The 18,057-nt window shown below is 63.4% G+C and carries 14 protein-coding genes and 1 pseudogene; 10 read left to right on the top strand and 5 right to left on the bottom strand.

Annotated elements, in window-relative coordinates; all coding sequences use genetic code 11:
* Positions 1–476 precede the first annotated feature (476 nt).
* Positions 477–1,197, top strand: a pseudogene (locus P3T25_RS31560) (IS6 family transposase).
* On the opposite strand, the gene P3T25_RS31555 reads toward P3T25_RS31560, so the two are convergent.
* The gene (locus P3T25_RS31555; RefSeq protein ID WP_429360851.1) at positions 1,119–1,409 is read right to left on the bottom strand and encodes a hypothetical protein; all 291 of its coding nucleotides are present in this window, start codon (positions 1,407–1,409) and stop codon (positions 1,119–1,121) included. The pseudogene P3T25_RS31560 and the gene P3T25_RS31555 sit on opposite strands and share 79 nt — an antisense overlap.
* The gene (locus tag P3T25_RS31550; protein WP_154567859.1) at positions 1,406–2,374 is read right to left on the bottom strand and encodes a LysR family transcriptional regulator; all 969 of its coding nucleotides are present in this window, start codon (positions 2,372–2,374) and stop codon (positions 1,406–1,408) included. The genes P3T25_RS31555 and P3T25_RS31550 overlap by 4 nt, the downstream gene beginning before the upstream one ends.
* Positions 2,375–2,719: 345 nt before the next feature.
* Between P3T25_RS31550 and P3T25_RS31545 the strand changes: the two genes are divergently transcribed.
* The 9 genes from P3T25_RS31545 (at position 2,720) to P3T25_RS31505 (ending at position 14,834) form a co-directional block, all read left to right on the top strand.
* On the top strand, positions 2,720–4,216 hold the full coding sequence (locus tag P3T25_RS31545; RefSeq protein ID WP_429360815.1) for a UbiD family decarboxylase: 1,497 nt from the start codon (positions 2,720–2,722) through the stop codon (positions 4,214–4,216).
* A gap of 13 nt (positions 4,217–4,229) precedes the next feature.
* Positions 4,230–4,895 (top strand): UbiX family flavin prenyltransferase, encoded by a 666-nt coding sequence (locus P3T25_RS31540; RefSeq protein WP_154567855.1) that lies wholly within the window; start codon positions 4,230–4,232, stop codon positions 4,893–4,895.
* Positions 4,892–7,960, top strand: a complete 3,069-nt coding sequence (locus P3T25_RS31535; RefSeq protein ID WP_429360813.1) for a xanthine dehydrogenase family protein molybdopterin-binding subunit — start codon at positions 4,892–4,894, stop codon at positions 7,958–7,960. Before P3T25_RS31540 ends, P3T25_RS31535 begins: the two co-directional genes overlap by 4 nt.
* Positions 7,957–8,778 carry an FAD binding domain-containing protein gene (locus P3T25_RS31530; RefSeq protein WP_429360811.1) on the top strand — a complete coding sequence of 274 codons (822 nt, stop codon included), beginning with the start codon at positions 7,957–7,959 and terminating at the stop codon, positions 8,776–8,778. Before P3T25_RS31535 ends, P3T25_RS31530 begins: the two co-directional genes overlap by 4 nt.
* Positions 8,779–8,807: 29 nt before the next feature.
* Complete coding sequence (locus tag P3T25_RS31525) at positions 8,808–9,335, top strand: (2Fe-2S)-binding protein (protein ID WP_154567054.1); 528 nt, start codon at positions 8,808–8,810, stop codon at positions 9,333–9,335.
* Positions 9,328–10,902, top strand: coding sequence for an AMP-binding protein (locus P3T25_RS31520; RefSeq protein ID WP_154567044.1), 1,575 nt, complete (start codon positions 9,328–9,330; stop codon positions 10,900–10,902). The genes P3T25_RS31525 and P3T25_RS31520 overlap by 8 nt, the downstream gene beginning before the upstream one ends.
* The gene (locus P3T25_RS31515) at positions 10,895–11,701 is read left to right on the top strand and encodes an enoyl-CoA hydratase/isomerase family protein (RefSeq protein WP_154567045.1); all 807 of its coding nucleotides are present in this window, start codon (positions 10,895–10,897) and stop codon (positions 11,699–11,701) included. Before P3T25_RS31520 ends, P3T25_RS31515 begins: the two co-directional genes overlap by 8 nt.
* A 36-nt stretch (positions 11,702–11,737) precedes the next feature.
* The gene (locus P3T25_RS31510; protein WP_429360808.1) at positions 11,738–13,342 is read left to right on the top strand and encodes a GMC family oxidoreductase; all 1,605 of its coding nucleotides are present in this window, start codon (positions 11,738–11,740) and stop codon (positions 13,340–13,342) included.
* Positions 13,343–13,454: 112 nt separating this feature from the next.
* Positions 13,455–14,834, top strand: a complete 1,380-nt coding sequence (locus P3T25_RS31505; protein WP_266239189.1) for an MFS transporter — start codon at positions 13,455–13,457, stop codon at positions 14,832–14,834.
* Between the two features lie 109 nt (positions 14,835–14,943).
* Here P3T25_RS31505 and P3T25_RS31500 read toward each other — a convergent pair whose 3' ends face one another.
* The 3 genes from P3T25_RS31500 to P3T25_RS31490 all read right to left on the bottom strand — a co-directional run bounded on the left by P3T25_RS31500 (position 14,944) and on the right by P3T25_RS31490 (position 18,024).
* Entirely contained in the window at positions 14,944–15,885 is a 942-nt protein-coding gene (locus tag P3T25_RS31500; protein WP_429260011.1) for a LysR family transcriptional regulator, read from the bottom strand.
* Positions 15,886–16,264: 379 nt separating this feature from the next.
* Positions 16,265–16,984 (bottom strand): IS6 family transposase, encoded by a 720-nt coding sequence (locus P3T25_RS31495; protein ID WP_154567047.1) that lies wholly within the window; start codon positions 16,982–16,984, stop codon positions 16,265–16,267.
* Positions 16,981–18,024, bottom strand: coding sequence for a hypothetical protein (locus P3T25_RS31490; RefSeq protein WP_429360806.1), 1,044 nt, complete (start codon positions 18,022–18,024; stop codon positions 16,981–16,983). The genes P3T25_RS31495 and P3T25_RS31490 overlap by 4 nt, the downstream gene beginning before the upstream one ends.
* Positions 18,025–18,057: the final 33 nt, after the last annotated feature.

Genomic DNA, 18,057 nt, shown 5'->3' with positions numbered 1-18,057 from the left:
AGTTTTTTTCACTGGCTGGCCAGTAGATCCGACGCAGCATGCGCCGGCCTGTATTTCCGGACCCCGGAGCATTGTGAGTTGCCCGCGTCTGCATACCAGTTGACTGGCGTGCGCCCGTGCCCGGATCGCATGCTCATATAAATTGACCGAAATCAGATGGCCGCTAATCCGGCTTCGCTTCTGCGCGCCCGATCTCGCCACCTTGCATATGAGAATCGCCAGAACTTGTAGTTATCCCAATCATTGAATCGCCTCATGGCGTAGAGCGCAATAAATCTGTCACTGGCCGCACCACAGCGCGATGCGGCCAAGTGGAGTCGAGGTGACAGTTTTGCTTCCACTCCGAGCGCAATGAAAGTGTCACTTCGCCTCAGTCGAGAGCGCGCAAAAGTTGGGGAGGCTCGCAACGGTTCTGGTGCAAATAGGATCGGCGAATCGGTTAGAGTTGTTGGAGCAAAACGAACTGATAACCGGTGATGACCAAACTGAAGAGCCTGAAGGAGTTGTTCGATGGACGTCATTTTGATCGGGAGATCATCATTCTGTGTGTTCGGTGGCACCTGCGCTACAAGCTCAGCCTACGCGATCTGGTCGAGATGATGGCCGAACGGGGTTTGTCGCTCGCTCACACGACAATCCTGCGCTGGGTGAGGCGTTATACGCCCGAATTCGTCAAACGCTGGAACCGTTTTGCTACGCCTGCGGGTCGCTCGTGGCGTGTCGACGAGACCTATCTGAAGATTCGCGGCAGGTGGGTCTACCTGTACCGGGCGGTGGATCGGGCTGGCCAGACGGTGGACTTCATGCTCAGGGCGAGGCGCGACGTGGTTGCGGCCAAAGCCTTTTTCAGCAAGGCTATCAGGCATCAGGGCCAGTCGCCTGAGACCATCACGCTCGATGGCTACGCGGCCTCGCACCGCGCGGTGCGCGAGATGAAGGCCGATGGTTTGGTGCCTGAAGACACGAAGGTCCGGTCCTCAAAATATCTGAACAACGTGATCGAACAGGACCATCGCCACATCAGGTCCAGAACGTACGTAATGCTTGGATTCAAGCGGTTCAGGAGCGCCGCGACCACAATTTCAGGTATCGAATTGACGCATCGCATTCGCAAGTGGTCAGTTCGAGCTCGCGAAGCTCGGCCTCAAGGATGCCGCTGAGCCCGCCGTATGGAATGCGTTCCTGTTCTCTCGATAAGGAATCCTATCTATATGAAACTTCTCAACCCGCTTACCTATTTGCACCAGAACCGTTACAGTTTCCTGTGTATCGGGCTGCGGCAATGGCGGCGTCGGCTTCAGCGATGCCGTCGCGGTGAAGCGGCCGATCGCAAGGCCGGTCGCGGGATCGATGCTGTCGACGGCGGGCGTGCCGGTCCATTCGCCAGCGATCCAGTGAAATGCGTTCATGCAGAGGCTTCCTTCGAGGATGACAAGCCAGGGGGTAACCGGTGCGTGCCGCCATCGGTCGGCGCCGATTCGCTCGACACTTCACGTAATTCGTCGGCGATGATGGTGATCAGCGCTTCGGCAGCAGCGCTCAACGGTCGCCGCGGATGACTGATGCGCACGATATGGCGTACGATGCGCGGCGCGAGAATCGGATAGGCGCGCAACGCCCCTCGACGCACTGCGCGCTCAACCGCGATGCGCGGCAGGATCGTCGCAAAGCGGGTGCTTTCGACGAGCTTCACGATCGTGCTCAACACATCGATTTCGAAGCGCGGCGCAAGCAGCACGTCCTCATGCTGCGCGGCCGTATCGAGCACGCCGCGCAGGCCGTGGCGCTTGGTGGGCAGCACGAGTTCGAGTTCGGGTAGTTGCGCGAGCTCGATCGCATGCGGCAGTTCGGGGCCGTGTTCGGCGCTGGTGACGAGCACCATCTCTTCATCGAGGAGCGGCTGCGAGTCGAGCGACAGGCGCGAGCGCGGCTTGTTGATCAGCGCGGCGTCGAGCTGGCCGCCCGACACCCAGTCGATGAAGGTCGCGGTGTAGCCGTCGGCGACGGTGACTTCGACATGCGGATAGCGCGCGTGAAAGCGCGACAGCGAATCAGCGAGCACGCTTTCCGTCACCGATGCGATCAGCCCGATCGACACGTGGCCCGTTACGATCTCGTCGCGCTGAACCATTTGCTGACGCGCATGCGCGAGATCGCGGATGATCGGCAGAAAGAGGCGGTACATCAGCCGTCCGGCGGCGGTGGGCGCCATGCCGTGCCCGCCACGGTCGAACAGTTGTTGATGCAGTTCTTCCTCGAGCTTGGCGATCTGCATGCTGAGCGCCGGCTGCACGATGTTCAGGCGCTTGGCGGCGCGCGTCACGGAGCCGTCCTCGAACAGCGCGATGAAATACTGGATCTGCTTCAGGTCCATGAGAGGTCCATTTGACGTCCAGATGGGGCGCCACGGGGTGCATCACGAAAGTTAATATCCGCTGTGCGGTCCATCAGGTCACTCACGAAAGCCGGCGAAAACAGCACACCGCGTGGCTATCTAAATAGCTGAGAAAGACCCTTACCGGAAGCGTTGCCTATTGATAACCGAGCGTACGAAGGGCGTCATCGGGGCTAACACTGATATCAAAAATTATGATGAAAGACATCAAAAAACAATATTAGAAGTTATAACCCGTTCTCGCTACGCTTCATTCCAACTTGCTGCATGTCCGCCCGACAGACTCGTTCCGGCGCCCGACGGCAAGAACCGATGGAGACGTAAATGAACTCACGCGATGCCGCAGGCAGCGGCACACCTCAATCCTCATGGGCGCCGCAGAGCACCGCGCCGACGCTGCGCCACTGGCTTGAACGCCTGTCGGCAACGGGGCGCGTCGCGACGATCGATCAGCCGGTTTCACTCCAACACGAACTCGCGGCAGTCGCCAAACGGCTCGACGGAGAACAAGCCGCCATTTTTCTCAAGCCCGGCGGCCACGCCATTCCGGTAGTGAGCGGCTTCATGTCGAAGCGCGCGTGGATCGCCGAAGCGATGGGCGTGCCCGAGGCCGCGCTGCTCGAACGCTTTCGCGATGCGGCCGGGCATCCTGTTGCCTGGCACGAACTGCCACGCGACGAGGCCGCGTGCCAGCAGGTCATCCGCACGCAGGGCATCGATCTGCACGCATTGCTGCCGATCCCGACACACAGCGAGCACGACAACGGTCCCTACATCACGGCCGGCCTCGTGATTGCGCGTAATCCGCGGACCGGCATCCAGAACGTGTCGATCAACCGCATTCAGGTGCACGCCCCGGACCGCATGGCGATCCTGATGTTGCCGCGTCATCTGCTGGCGTTCTATCAGGCAGCGGAAGCGGCGGGCGACGCGCTCGACGTGGCGATCGCGATCGGCGTCGATCCGTTGACGATGCTGGCGTCGCAGGCCATTTCCCCGATCGACAAGGACGAACTGGAGATCGCCGGTGCCTTGCACGGCGCGCCGCTGCCAGTTGTCAAATGCGTGACGAACGACGTGCGCGTACCCGCATTTTCGGAAATAGTGATCGAGGGCCGCATTCTGCCCAAGGTGCGCGAGCCCGAAGGTCCGTTCGGCGAATTCCCGAAGTACTACAGCGCGCGCGAAGCGCGTGAGGTGATCGACGTGACGGCGGTCACACACCGCGAACAGCCCATCTATCACACGATTGTTCCGGCTGAAATGGAGCATCTGCTGCTCGGCGCCATTCCGCGCGAAGCAACATTGCTGGCGCATCTGCAGCGCAGCCATCCGGGCGTGAAGGACGTGGAGTTGTCGGTGGGCGGCGTGTGCCGGTATCACCTGTGGGTCCAGTTCGACAAGAAGCGCGAAGGCGAAGCGAAAAACGTGATTTTGTGCGCGTTCGGCACGCATTACGACATCAAGCAGGTGGTCGTCGTCGATACCGATGTGGACGTGCACGATCCCGCCGAAATCGAATGGGCGATCGCCACGCGCTTCCAGGCGGATCGGGATCTTGTGATTGTGGCCGGCGCACAGGGCTCGCCACTCGATCCGTCGACGACCGTCGGCCAGCCCGACGATGCGGCGCCGCACATGCAGGGTGTCAGCGCCAAGATGGGTCTCGACGCGACGCGCCCGGTCGTCTATCCGGCACATGTATTCACACGCGTACAGATTCCGGGGCAGGACAGCGTCGATCTCGACCGGCTCGTCGCCACGAGCAACGCGGCGTTCGATGCCTACCTGCACAGCGGCCAGCTGCGCGACGCGGTCTGAGCGAGGCACGGCCATGCAGTCAACGCAAACGCGTGAACGGATCGTCGTCGGCATTTCGGGTGCGAGTGGGGCAGTCATCGGCGTGCGACTGCTGGCGGCCTTGCGCCGGCTCGGCACGATCGAGACGCATCTGATCGTGTCGCCGTCGGGCGCCATTACCGCTGCGCAGGAGCTCGGTCTCACGCGTACGGACCTCGATGGTCTTGCCGACGTAGTGCACAACGTGCGCGACATCGGCGCGACGGTGGCGAGCGGCTCGTTTCTCACCGCGGGCATGGTGATCGCGCCGTGCTCGATGAAAACGCTGGCGAGCGTCGCCAACGGTTTCGCCGACAACCTGCTGACGCGCGCCGCGGACGTGATGCTCAAGGAGCGTCGTCGCCTCGTGCTCGTCGCGCGCGAAACGCCGCTCAATCTCGCCCACTTGCGCAACATGACGCTCGCCACCGAAATGGGCGCGATCGTGATGCCGCCGGTGCCCGCGTTCTATGCGCACCCTCAAACCGTCGACGACATCGTCGATCACACGGTCGGCCGGATCATGGATCTGTTCGGCATCGAGCATCGCGAGATTGCGCGCCGCTGGAGCGGTCTTGCCAGTGAGTTCAACCGACGCGACAACGACGAGGGCGACGACGCCGATGCAACCGGCACGCGCGCACAGGGAGCAGTGAAATGAATCAGCGCGATACAGTTGCCGAACTGGTAGCGGATGCACGCGCCGCTGGCGAGCCCGAAACGTCGGCTGAACGCCAGCGCCAGCGCCATGTGGGCCGCTCGATGGAACGCGTCGAAGATCCGGCGATCCTGACCGGCCGCGGACGTTACGGCGACGACATCGCCGTGAAACCCGGCACGCTGCACGCCGCGGTGTTGCGCTCGCCGCACGCCCATGCGGAACTGCGCAGCATCGACACGGACGCTGCGCTGAAACTGGCCGGCGTGCGTGCCGTGCTCACACGTGATGATCTGCCGGGCTGGTCGCGGCCGTTCGTGGTCGGCGTGAAGTCGCCGATGGAGCAGTGGGCGCTCGCGATGGACCGCGTGCGCTATGTCGGCGAACCGGTTGCCGTGGTGCTGGCCGAATCGCGTGCGCTCGCTGAAGACGCGCTCGATCTGATCAAGGTCGAGTACCAGACGCTGCCGCCGGTGACGTCGATCGAAAACGCGATCGCCGACGATGCACCAGTTCTGCATCCGAAGGTCGGCACGAACGTGATCAGCGATCGTCACTATCGCTATGGCGAGCCCGAAGCAGCATTCGAACGCGCGCCGCATCGCGTGACAATCGACGCGCACTATCCGCGCAACACGTGTGCGCCGATCGAATGCGGCGTGGTGATCGCCGAGTATCTGTCCGGCGATGAGGGTTATGACGTCACGTCGAATTTCATGGGGCCCTTCTCGCTGCATGCGGTGATGTCGATGGCGCTGAACGTGCCGGCAAATCGTCTGCGGCACAAGGCGCCGCGCGATTCGGGCGGCAGCTTCGGCGTGAAGCAGGCGGTGTTTCCGTATGTGGTGTTGATGTGCCTTGCGTCGCGCAAGGCCGGTGCACCGGTGAAATGGGTCGAGGATCGCCTCGAGCATCTGAGCGCGGCCACGTCGGCCACCGCGCGCCTGACGACGCTCGAAGCCGCCGTTGAGGGCGACGGCCGCATTACCGCGCTCTCATACGACCAGATCGAGGACTGCGGCGGCTATCTGCGTGCGCCGGAGCCAGCAACGTTCTACCGGATGCATGGCTGCCTGACGGGCGCCTACGCGATTCCGAATCTCGTCGTGCGCAACCGCGTGGCGCTCACGAATAAAACGCCGACGGGCCTCGTCCGCGGTTTCGGTGGACCGCAGGTGTATTTCGCGCTTGAACGTCTGATGCAACGCATCGCGATCAAACTGAAGCTCGATGTGCTCGACGTGTATCGCCGCAACTTCGTCGCCGCCGATGCGTTCCCGTATCGCGCCGCAGCGGGTGCGCTGCTCGATTCTGGCGACTATCAGGAAGCGCTGCGCCGCTCGCTCGCTGAAGGCGGCTACGACGAACTCGTCGCGCGTCGCGATGCGGCGCGCCGCGAAGGACGTGTGTATGGCATCGGCTTTGCGGCGATCGTTGAGCCGTCTGTGTCGAACATGGGCTACATCACGACCGTGATGCCCGCCGAGGCGCGCAAAAAAGCCGGCCCGAAGAGCGGCGCCGTCGCGAGCGCGACAGTCAGCGTCGATCTGCTCGGCGGCGTGGTCGTGACGATTGCATCGACGCCGGCGGGGCAGGGGCATATGACTGTCTGCGCGCAGGTTGTCGCCGATGTGCTTGGTTTGAATCCGCGCGACATCGTCGTCAACGTCGAGTTCGACACGCACAAGGACGCGTGGTCAGTGGCGGCAGGTAACTATTCGAGTCGTTTTGCCGGTGCGGTGGCCGGCACGGTGCATCTGGCAGCGATGCGTGTGCGCGACAAGGTGGCCCGCATCGTCGCGAAGCAATCGGGTTGTGCGCCCGAGGACATCTGTTTCGAAGACGGCCGCATCTTTGCGAAGGGCAAGGAAGACCGCGCGCTGCCGTTTGGCCGCGTCGCGAGCAATGCGCCGCACTGGGCGCCCGCGCTGTTGCCTGAAGGCGAAGAGCCGGGCCTGCGCGAGACGGTGTTCTGGACGCCGCCGCACATGGACGCGCCCGACGAGCAGGATCGCATCAACACATCGGCGGCCTACGGTTTCGCGTTCGACATGTGCGCCGTCGAAGTGGACCGCGCAACCGGCCGGGTGCGCATCGACCGCTATGTGACCGCCCACGACGCTGGCACGCTGCTCAATCCGGCACTCGCCGACGGCCAGATTCGTGGCGCGTTCGCGCAGGGCCTGGGCGCGGCACTGATGGAAGAGTTCCGCTACGGCGCAGACGGCAGTTTCCAGTCGGGCACGCTCGCCGACTACCTGATGCCAACCACCTGCGAAGTGCCTGATCCGATGATCGTGCATCTGGAAACGCCGTCGCCGTTCACGCCGCTCGGTGCGAAAGGGCTGGGCGAAGGCAACAACATGAGCACGCCGCCGTGCATCGCAAATGCAGTGGCCGATGCACTCGGCGTCGAGGATATCCGCTTGCCGCTCACGCCTGCGAAGGTGATGCACCTGATCGGCATCGACGATCCGCCGCCTTCGCGTCCCGAGTTACTTCAAGCGGCTGCGGCCGCCGCCGCCGCGTCGAACAAGGCGCTTGCAGGCGGCAAGGCGCTGACGGCGCAGGGCACTGTCGATCTCGACGCCACACCTGAAGCGATCTTTGCGGTGCTGATGGACCCACAGGCGCTCGCGAAGGTCATTCCAGGCTGCCACGCGCTCGAAGCGACCGGACCGAACCAGTATCGCGCCGATGTGACGGTCGGCGTTGGCATGATCAAGGCGCGCTTCGAAGCGCGGATCGGGTTGTCGGATATCGACGCGCCGCATCGTCTGCGCCTCGCGGGTGCCGGCAGCTCGCCGCTTGGCACCGCGCGTGGCGAAGGACTCGTAGAACTGACGCCCACGGAGCGCGGCACGCGGCTGTCGTACGACTATGAAGCGCAGGTGTCGGGCAAGGTTGCGGCAGTCGGCGGGCGGATGCTCGAAGGCGCGGCGAAAGTCGTACTGCGGCAACTGTTCGAATCGCTGGGCCGGCAAGCATCAGGCAAGCCCGTCGATCAAGGCCGCGCGCAAGGCTCGTGGCTCTCGCGCTTCCTCGCATTCTTCAGGAGTAGAACATGAAACCGGCGCCGTTCGATTATCTGCGCGCGACGAGTACGGAACATGCGCTCGAAGCGCTCGCGCATGGCGGCGAAGACGCACGCGTGCTGGCCGGCGGCCAGTCGCTGATGGCGGTGCTGAACATGCGCCTCGCGCAACCGCGCTGGCTCGTCGATATTTCCCGCACCGACGAGTTGAATACGGTGCGGGTCGATAACGAGGCGGGGCAGCTCGTTATTGGTGCGGCGGCGACGCAGGGCAGCGTCGAGTGGCGCCCGTCTCTGCGCGACGAAGTGCCGTTGCTCGCTCTCGCGTTCCCGCACATTTCCCACTTTCAGATCCGCAATCGCGGCACCGTGTGCGGGTCGATCGCTCACGCGGATCCGAGCGCCGAGTTGCCTCTCGCATTGGCAGCCCTGGGCGGCGATGTGCTGCTGCGCTCGACAAAGCGCAAGCGCGTGCTCGCCGCCGAGGACTTTTTTCAGGGGATGTTGATGACGGCGCGCGAGCCGGACGAACTTGTCGAGGCTGTGCGTTTTCCGCTGAAAAAGCCGGGCGAGCGCTACGGCTTTGCGGAATTCTCCGCCCGTCATGGCGATTTCGCCCTCGTGTCGTGCGCGGCGGTGGTGACGGATAACCTGATCCAGCTCGCAGTGGGTGGCGTCGCCGACCGGCCGGTGGTGGAGCGCTGGCCGCGTCTGCAGGGCGACGACTTGCGTACTGCATTGAACGATTTGAGCTGGAAGCTGGGCGCGCAGGACGACGCGCATGTCAGTGCGACGTATCGCCGGCATCTGGTCCGGCAACTGGGATGGCGCGTGATAGAGGAGGCGAAGTGAGCAAGACCCCGAAGACCCCTGTTAATACGATGCCGCAGGGCATACAACCGCGCGGCGAACGGCGGCGAATCACCTTGACGCTCAACGGCCGCGAACGGAGCGGCTATTGCGAGCCGCGCGATCTGCTGTCCGATCTTCTGCGGCACGAACTGGGCGCAACCGGCACGCACGTCGGATGCGAACACGGCGTGTGCGGCGCCTGCACGGTTCATATCGACGGTGTGGCGGGACGTTCGTGCCTGATGCTCGCGTTGCAGGCGGACGGCCGCCGCATCGATACGGTAGAAGGCCTCGCGCCCGACCAGACGCTCGGCGACCTTCAGCAGGCGTTCCAGCGTCATCACGCGCTGCAGTGCGGCTTTTGCACCGCCGGCATTCTGATGTCGTGCGCCGACTATCTGAAGCGCGTACCGGATCCAAACGAGGCGCAGGTGCGCGACATGCTGTCGGGCCATCTGTGCCGCTGTACAGGCTATACGCCGATCGTCGCCGCCGTGCTCGATGTGGCGGCGCGCCGGCGCCAGGCGCAGGAAGAGAAGGAGACGAGCGATGCTTGATCTCGGCCGAACCTTTCTGCAAAGCGTGGAGCGCAGCCCGAACGCGCTGGCGCTCGTCGATGGTGAACTGACGCTCACGTATGCGCAGTGGCACCGGATCATCCTGAACGTTGCGGACGGTCTGCACGAACTCGGCCTCGCACACGGCGACCGTCTGCTCGTCGTGCTGCAAAATCGCTGGGAAATGGCGACGCTGCACTGGGCGTGCCAGTTCGCCGGCGTGGCGATCGTGCCGCTGAACTGGCGGGCGAAACCCGATGAGCTCGATTACTGCGTGACCGATGCGGGCGTCAAAGCCATCGTGTACGAGCCGGTTTGCGCCGAAGCCGTCACGCAAAGCGCCGCCGCGAAGGCCGTTGCGCGCATTGCGCTGGACGATGCGGCGGGCGCGTCGATTTCGTTCGATGCACTGCTGGGCGAGCGTCGGCGCGAAGGCGCAGCTGTTGCTGCGGCCACCGCGGAAGACTACTCGCTGATCCTCTACACGTCCGGCACCACGGGCAAGGCGAAGGGCGTGCCGCGCCGGCATCGCCACGAACGCGCCGCCGCGCTCGCGCACGTCGCACAGAACCTCTATCGCCACGGCGAACGCACGCTCGGCGTGATGCCGCTCTATCACACGATGGGCGTGCGCTCGCTGCTGGCGATGGCACTCGTCGACGGGCTGTTCGTCTGCGTTCGCCGCTGGAATGCGACCCTTGCGCTCGATTCCATCTGCACGTACCGGCTGACGTGTCTGTACCTGGTGCCCACGCTCTATCACGATCTGCTGGCCGCACCGGAGTTCGCGCGCACCGACAAAAGTTCGGTGACGAAACTCGGCTTTGCCGGCGCGCCGATGAACGACGGTCTGCTGAAGCGTCTTTCGGCTGCTTTCAAGCCGGAACTGTTCGTCAATCACTACGGCTCGTCCGAGGTCTACACGTTCAGTATCGATCAGGACGCGACGCTGAAACCCGGCAGCGCGGGCCGCGCCGGCGTCAATACGCGGCTGCGCGTCGTGAAGCTCGACGCGACGTCGCCCGACGAACTCGCGCAAACCGGCGAAGAAGGCCAGATCATTGCGGACCTGCTCGGCGACGAGTCGTTCGAAGGCTACTGGAACCGGCCTGACGCGAACGCGAAGTCGTTGCGCGACGGCTGGTATTTCACCGGCGACACCGGCTACTTCGATAACGACGGCGATCTCTTCGTATCGGGCCGCGTCGACGACATGATTATCAGCGGCGGCGAGAACATCTCGCCAGTCGATATCGAATCGGTGTTGTCGCTGCATCCGGCGGTGGACGAAGTGGCCGTCGCTGGCGTGAAAGACGAGCGCTGGGGGCAGCGTGTTGTCGCCTTCATCAAGCGCAGCGAATACGTCGAAGCCCAGGCGCTCGATGACTTTTGCCGGACCTCCGATCTCGTCAACTTCAAGCGCCCGCGCGAATACGTGTTTGTCGACGACATTCCGAAATCGCCGGTCGGCAAGATCCTGCGCCGCAAGCTTTCCGCGGGCGAGTACGAACCGGAGCACGGCGCCGCACAACCTGACAGAACCACAAAAGGAGTAACACATGACTGACCTGACTCATCGCGGCCAGACGCTGCTGCAGGAACTCGACGGCTTCTCGATCGAAATCGACGCCGCGCGCGAACGCGCCGACATCATGCTGCACCGCCCGCCGTTCAACGTGATCTCGATGCATGCACGCGACCAACTGCGCGCCGCATTCGAAGCACTCGACGAGGACGACCGCGTCCGCGTGATCGTGCTGCGTGCGAAAGGCGAGCACTTCTCGAGCGGCGGCGACATCAAGGGCTTTCTCGAAGCGTCGCCGGAACACGTGTCGAAGTTGGCGTGGAATGTCGCCGCGCCCGCACGGTGCTCGAAGCCGGTGATCGCGGCCAATCGCGGCTTCTGCTTCGGCGTCGGTTTCGAACTGTCGCTCGCCTGTGATTTCCGCATCGCGACCGACACCAGCTTCTACGCACTGCCGGAACAGAAGCTCGGCCAGATTCCGGGTTCGGGCGGCTCGGCGCGTCTGCAGAAGATGGTCGGCGTCGGCCGCACGAAGGACATCGTGATGCGCTCGCGCCGCATTCCGGGCAAGCAGGCGTATGACTGGGGCATCGCGGTCGACTGCGTGCCCGATGCGGAGCTCGAAGCCGCGACCGATGCACTCGTCGACGAGTTGCGCGCCTTCTCGCCGCTCGCGCAGCGTACTGCGAAGAAGCTGCTGAACGACACCGAAGACGCGCCGCTTTCGATCGCGATCGAACTGGAAGGACATTGCTATAGCCGGCTGCGCAGTTCGGACGATTTCCGTGAAGGCGTCGAAGCGTTTCATGGCAAACGCAAGCCCGTGTTTCGCGGTAGCTGATAGCAGCGCATAGATCGAGCAATTCAGGAGACAGGCATGGAGCGGGTAAGCGCGCGTTTCGATTATGTGATCGTCGGCGGTGGGTCGGCAGGATGCGTGCTCGCGCATCGGCTGTCGGCCGTGCCGTCGGTGAGCGTCGCATTGATCGAGGCGGGTGCGGATACGCCGCCGGGCGCGGTGCCGGAGGCGATCCTCGACAGCTACCCGATGCCTGTTTTCTGCGGGGAGACCTGGATCTGGCCTGAGCTCAAGGCGAAGGCCACGCGGAAGTCGGCGGCTAAAGTCTATGAGCAGGGCCGCGTGATGGGTGGCGGTTCGAGCATCAACGTGCAGTCGGCCAATCGCGGCCTGCCGCGGGACGACGACGACTGGGCCGCGAGCGGTGCGGCAGGCTGGGCGTGGGATGACGTGCTGCCGTATTTTCGCAAGCTCGAGAGCGACGTCGACTTTCCATATGGTCCGCTGCACGGTGCGGATGGACCGGTGCCGATCCGCCGCATCATGCCGCAGCAGTGGCCGCCGTTTTGCAACGCGTTCGCCCACGGATTGCGCAGCAACGGCTTCGCGGCGTTGCAGGACCAGAACGCGCAGTTCGACGACGGCTATTTTCCGGGCGCGTTTTCGAATCGCGACGACCGGCGCGTATCGACCGCGGTCGCCTATCTCGATGCAGAAACACGCAAGCGGCCGAACCTGCATATCTTTTCGAACCTGCGCGTCGAGCGCATCGTGATGGAAGGGGTGGCCGCACGCGGCATCGAGTGTGTGCTCGATCTGCCGGGCGTCGGGCGGAATCTGCAGGACCATCCGTCGCTGACGTTCTGTCATTTTCTCGAGCCGCGCTTTCGCATGCCGCTCGCGCGGCGCCGCGCCAGCATGACGGCAGTGCGATTCACGTCGGGCGTCGCGGATTGCGAGGCGTCCGATCTGTACCTGTCGAGCGCGACGCGCGCCGCGTGGCATGCACTCGGTAGCCGGCTTGGCCTGTTTTTCCTGTGGTGCAACCGTCCGTATTCGCGCGGCCGCGTGCAACTCGTTTCGAGCGATCCGGTCGCCGCACCGCAGGTCGATCTAAATCTGCTCGACGACGAACGCGATGTCGCGCGGCTCGCCGCGGGCGTGCGCATGTTGGCGCGTGTGGTCGCGGCCTCGGGCCTGAGCGAGGATCAGCGCGACTTTTTCCCCGCCGCTTTTTCGCCGCGCGTGAAGGCGTTGAGCCGCGTGAGTAAAGCCAATGCGGTGATCACGTCGCTGCTGGGGCTGCTGCTCGATACACCCGCACCGATGCGTCGGGCGTTGATCGAACGCTTCTTCACGCGCGGCGTGCAGATGTCGTCGGTACTCACAAACGAGCGCGCATTGAACGACTTCATTCGCGCGAACGTGTTCGGCGTCTGGCATGCGAGCGGTACTTGCCGGATGGGCGACGCGCGCGAGCGCAGCGCCGTGACGGATACCGAAGGGCGAGTGCATGGCGCGCATGTGCTACGGGTGGTCGATGCTTCGCTGATGCCGCGTCTGCCGTCAGCCAACACGAACATTCCGACCATCATGATCGCCGAGAAGATCGCCGACGCGATGCTCGGCAAGACGCAGTTTGCGGCGCAAGACCAGCGCGGTCTGGCTCGCCTGACGTCATAACGATTTTCGTCAACGTAACAAGAGCGCGCCGTGCCTTTCACGAGGCCGAAGCGCGTCGCACATCGGGTGAGTTCACATCTGGGCCAGCCCGGTATTAACTTAGGAGATGATGATGTCCGTTGCAGCGCAAAGTGGCGCCGCCGTGCCCGCAATCAACAGGCGGCAGGTGATGGGCGCAGTGGTAGCCTCGTGTCTGGGATGGGCGCTCGATCTGTTCGATCTGTTCGTCCTGTTGTTCGTCGCACCGGTGGTCGGCCGGTTGTTCTTCCCCTCCGAACACGCGATGCTGTCGCTCGCCGCGGTGTATGCGTCGTTCGCCGTCACGCTGCTGATGCGGCCGCTCGGATCCGCGTTGTTCGGCTCGTATGCGGACCGGCGCGGCCGCAAGGGCGCGATGATTCTCGCGGTGGTCGGTGTCGGTCTGTCGACGGCGGCGTTCGGTTTGCTGCCGACCGTTGCACAGGTGGGCGTGATCGCGCCGGTGCTCTTTCTGCTGCTGCGTCTCGTGCAGGGCGTATTCGTCGGCGGCGTGGTGGCGTCGACGCACACGATCGGCACGGAATCCGTTGCGCTGAAGTATCGCGGCGCGGTGTCGGGGCTGATTGGCGGCGGAGGGGCAGGCCTTGGTGCGCTGCTCGCTTCGCTGACGTATCTCGCGATGTCGTCGCTGTTTCCCGGCGACCTGTTCGACGTGTGGGGCTGGCGCTGCATGTTCTTCACCGGGATCATCAGCTCGGTGCTCGGACTCTTCGTCTTCAACAGTCTCGAAGAATCGCCGCTGTGGAAAAAGCTTGCCGCGGAAAAGGCCGCGCGTGCCGCCGCCGACAAGACGCGTAACGCGCCGGTCGAGGTGGTTCGTTCGCCGATCCGCACGCTGTTCTCGCGCGACTATCGTTCGATCCTGTTCGTCAACCTGCTGCTGACGATCGGCGGCGGCAGCGGCTATTACCTGACGTCGGGTTATCTGCCGACCTTCCTCAAGGTCGTCAATCACGCACCGAATGGGACGGCTGCTGCGATCCTTATGTTGTGCAGCGTGGCCGTGGTAATCGCATCGGTCGCGGCCGGTCACCTGAGCACGTTCATCGGCCGCAAACGGACCTTCATCCTGCTCGGCGCAATCCGTCTGTTTGCATTGCCCGCACTGTTCCTGCTGTTGCCGACGGCGCAGACCATCACGATGGTCGGTGTCTACGCGGTCATCCTGAGTGCGCTCGGCAGCGCAGGTTATGCGCCGATTCTGATCTTCCTGAACGAGCGGTTTCCGACGGCGATCCGCGCGACCGGCACGGGTCTGTCGTGGAATATTGGCTTTGCGATCGGCGGGATGATGCCCACGCTCGTCTCGCTGGTCGCGAAGACGCCACTCGATCTGCCGATGACGCTTGCCGTGTTCGTCGGCGCGATCAGCGTGATATTTCTCATCGGCGCGTTCGTCGTGCCGGAGACGCTCGGCAAGCTCGACAACACGCCGGTGCGCGACCCGTACTGATCGCGCGACCGCGCGCGATAGGCCGACTTGCGTCGCGCCGTTCGTTATCCGCAGCGATGCGCGTAGCGACGCGCGCCAGCCGGCGGAAGGACAGCACCAGCGAAGCGGCTCACGCCTGGTTGCCGTTGGCCGGATCGGGGTCCGCGATCTCGATCCCCGTTGTGACGCGGCGGATCTGGTCGGCGATGATGTCGATGAGCTCGGTCGTGGCAGGACCGATCGGCCGCTTCGGATGGCTCACGCAAACGATGTGACGCACGATGCGCGGCGCCGAGATCGGGGTCGCGCGCAGCAGGCTGTCGTCGACCTTCCGCTGCACGACCACGCGCGGCATGATCGTCGCGATGCTGCTTTGTTCGACAAATTGCACGATCGTGGTCAGCAGGTCGATCTCGAACTGCGGCTTGATCACGATGTCGGCATTCAGCAGCGCGGCGTCGAGCACGCCGCGCAGGCCGTTGCGGCGCGTCGGCAGCACGAGCTCGAGCTCCGTCAGCGCGGATGCCGTAATGGTGTCGGGCAGCGCAGGGCCGTGTTCCGCGCTCGTGACGAGCACCATCTCTTCGACTACCAGTGGAGACGTATCGAGCGACAGGCGCCCGCGGGGCCGGTTGATGATGGCCGCGTCGAGCCGGCCCGCTTCCACCGCGTCGATCAGTTGCGCGCTGAAACCATCGGCCACCGACACCTCGACATGTGGGTAGAGCGCGTTGAATAGCGCGAGCGATTCCGGCAGGACGCTCTGCGCTTCCGACGCCACCATCCCGAGCGAGATACGCCCGGCCACGATCACATCGTGCCGGCAGAGCTGCTCGCGCGCGTGGTCGATGTCGCGCATGATCGGCATGTAGAGGCGGTACATCTGCCGTGCGGCGTCGGTGGGGGTCATGCCATGCGGGCCGCGCTCAAAGAGCTGGCTGTTCAGTTCCGTTTCAAGCTTGGAGATCTGCATGCTGAGCGCGGGCTGCACGATATTGAGCCGCTTCGCGGCCCGCGTTACGGAGCCATCTTCGAACAGCGCGATGAAATACTGAATCTGCTTTAGATCCATGAGCCGGGAGGCGAAGGAGCGATGGCCAGACATCAAGTGTAACGACATCGACGTGTGGAGGTCAACGGCGAACCTGATTTCATCTCGAAGGAAGCACACTGGTTCCTCGAGATGCCTGAGCTTGATGGCGCGACGCGGCATGGGCGCTATGCTTGAGAATTTCGTTTACAACTGGTTGCGGGTTTTCTGAGGGGGCTAGATTTGTCTGCCGTATCAGGACTGGATTTTGTAATCTGCGCGGCCAGTCCTGTTTACTGCAGACTTGTCCATCTGCATGCCATAACTTCCCATCCCAGTAGCGCAATACGGAATGCGACCCGACCGGCTCTGGTGCAAATTACCGGCGCGAGCGAAAGATAGACGACTAATCGCCGTTACATCATCGATCTGAGAGGACTGCCATCCAAACTGCAGGCGCAGTGGTATCTTTGAGGCGCAGCTGTGTGAGGTTAAACTGACCCTTTCGAATGCGATGCATCAATTCGATGCCTGAGATAGTAACGGCGGCGTTCCTGAAGCGTTTGAAGCCGAGCATCGCATTGACCCTGGACTTGATGTTGCGATGATCCTGCTCGATTAAGTTGTTCAAATACTTCGACGATCGCAACGTCGTGTCCTCGGGAAGCAACTCGTCAGTCTTCATTTCGCGCACCGCGCGGTGAGACGCCGCGTAGCCGTCCTGCGTGATGGTCTTCGGGGCGAGCCCTTGACTGTTGATCGCCTTCACGAAGAAAGCCTTAGCCGCAGCGACATCGCGCCTGGCGCTGAGCCGGAAGTCGACCGTCTTTCCTGCGCGGTCAACTGCACGGTAAAGATAGGCCCATTTGCCACGAACCTTCACATACGTCTCGTCGACTCGCCATGAACGGCCAGCGGATCTCGCAAATCGATTCCAGCGCTTGACGAACTCCGGCGCGAAGCGTTTTACCCAGCGCATGATCGTAGTGTGCGCCAGCGACAGGCCGCGCTCGGCCATTATTTCAACGAGGTTTCGAAGGCTAAGCTTGTAACGCAGATACCAACGCACACACAGGACAATGACTTCGCGGTCAAAGTGGCGGCCGTTGAACAGCCTGTCGATGTCTATCAGCTTACTCATTGCCTGCTCGCGCTCGTCAACACCCGAGCGTAACCTATCGGCTCCTCCGATTTGCACCGGAACGCAAGAACTGTCTTCATGTCGGTCGGCGAGGCGAGGAAACCCATGAACTGGTCAAAGCGCATCTGTGTGAACGGCAGGTCCCGCAGCCGGTCGTTGATCGTCTGGCGATGCGCCGGTTGAGCAAGGACAGTGTAGAGCTGCGCGAGGTCCAGTTCTTTGAGCGCGACCGGCTGACCGTCGCCCGGATCGACGAGTTCGATCGACTGCTCCAGCAACACCTCGCGATAGGCGCCGAGGTGGTTGGCGATCGAGACCCCCATCAGCACGGGCGTCAGACTTGACTCGACCGCCCCGCCGATCGAGCTGGTTCCTCCTCCGCCCTTCGCAAGCTGTTCCAGCCCGGTCGACCAGTTGACGAGCTTGTTCTCGAAGTTGGTCGCATCCGCGCCCGTCCGATACAGGCGGAAGGCGGCCAGTACCCTGTCACGCCCCTCCTGCGAAAACCGCTCGCCGGTCACAAGGCGGCTGACATTGCCGGCGAACCGGTGCAGCTCCTCGCCGCTGACGGCCGCGCGCGGATTGGGCACCACCTTCGGAATCGGCAGCACACGCCAGTACCCGCCGGCGGAGCGGCACGCGGCAAAGTCATCCGCGACGCTGATGTTCGCGTGGTCGTACTCGAAGCGAACGAGATCGAGCACCCGGTTGATCTGCTCATGCAGCAGCTGGCCGGCCGCCCGCATGTCCACGGCCTCGATCTCGCCTGTGGCGTAGAGCCTTCTCGGGCGTTCGTTCATGTTGCGCAGCCCGGCTACCTTGCCGGGGAGCTGCCGGACAAAGCGGATGTCATCGATGTGGTCGGGAAAGGCGGCGACGTCGGTGATGCCGTCGACTGCAAAATAGGCTCGCCACGCGTAGACCGGATTAAATCTGCCACCGTTGCGACAGTAAAAGTGCCCACTCGCGACGACGCGAGGTTCCCATGGCGGTCGCGCCTTGGGAACAGGTGTTTGGTCAACGCGAAGGAAATTTGTCACTGGCCGGATGAGTGCTGGCGCACGGATTGCCGG

The sequence above is a fragment of the Paraburkholderia sp. GAS32 genome, assembly GCF_050434225.1.
Classification (GTDB): Bacteria; Pseudomonadota; Gammaproteobacteria; order Burkholderiales; family Burkholderiaceae; genus Paraburkholderia; species Paraburkholderia madseniana.
The sequence above is the reverse complement of the archived record's forward strand: the minus strand, read 5'-3'. Positions and strand labels throughout refer to the sequence as shown.

Coding starts and splice junctions, on each gene's coding strand:
- P3T25_RS31555 (WP_429360851.1), bottom strand. CDS start 1,409: ATGAACGCATTTCACTGGATCGCTGGCGAATGGACCGGCACGCCCGCC.
- P3T25_RS31550 (WP_154567859.1), bottom strand. CDS start 2,374: ATGGACCTGAAGCAGATCCAGTATTTCATCGCGCTGTTCGAGGACGGC.
- P3T25_RS31545 (WP_429360815.1), top strand. CDS start 2,720: ATGAACTCACGCGATGCCGCAGGCAGCGGCACACCTCAATCCTCATGG.
- P3T25_RS31540 (WP_154567855.1), top strand. CDS start 4,230: ATGCAGTCAACGCAAACGCGTGAACGGATCGTCGTCGGCATTTCGGGT.
- P3T25_RS31535 (WP_429360813.1), top strand. CDS start 4,892: ATGAATCAGCGCGATACAGTTGCCGAACTGGTAGCGGATGCACGCGCC.
- P3T25_RS31530 (WP_429360811.1), top strand. CDS start 7,957: ATGAAACCGGCGCCGTTCGATTATCTGCGCGCGACGAGTACGGAACAT.
- P3T25_RS31525 (WP_154567054.1), top strand. CDS start 8,808: ATGCCGCAGGGCATACAACCGCGCGGCGAACGGCGGCGAATCACCTTG.
- P3T25_RS31520 (WP_154567044.1), top strand. CDS start 9,328: ATGCTTGATCTCGGCCGAACCTTTCTGCAAAGCGTGGAGCGCAGCCCG.
- P3T25_RS31515 (WP_154567045.1), top strand. CDS start 10,895: ATGACTGACCTGACTCATCGCGGCCAGACGCTGCTGCAGGAACTCGAC.
- P3T25_RS31510 (WP_429360808.1), top strand. CDS start 11,738: ATGGAGCGGGTAAGCGCGCGTTTCGATTATGTGATCGTCGGCGGTGGG.
- P3T25_RS31505 (WP_266239189.1), top strand. CDS start 13,455: ATGTCCGTTGCAGCGCAAAGTGGCGCCGCCGTGCCCGCAATCAACAGG.
- P3T25_RS31500 (WP_429260011.1), bottom strand. CDS start 15,885: ATGGATCTAAAGCAGATTCAGTATTTCATCGCGCTGTTCGAAGATGGC.
- P3T25_RS31495 (WP_154567047.1), bottom strand. CDS start 16,984: ATGAGTAAGCTGATAGACATCGACAGGCTGTTCAACGGCCGCCACTTT.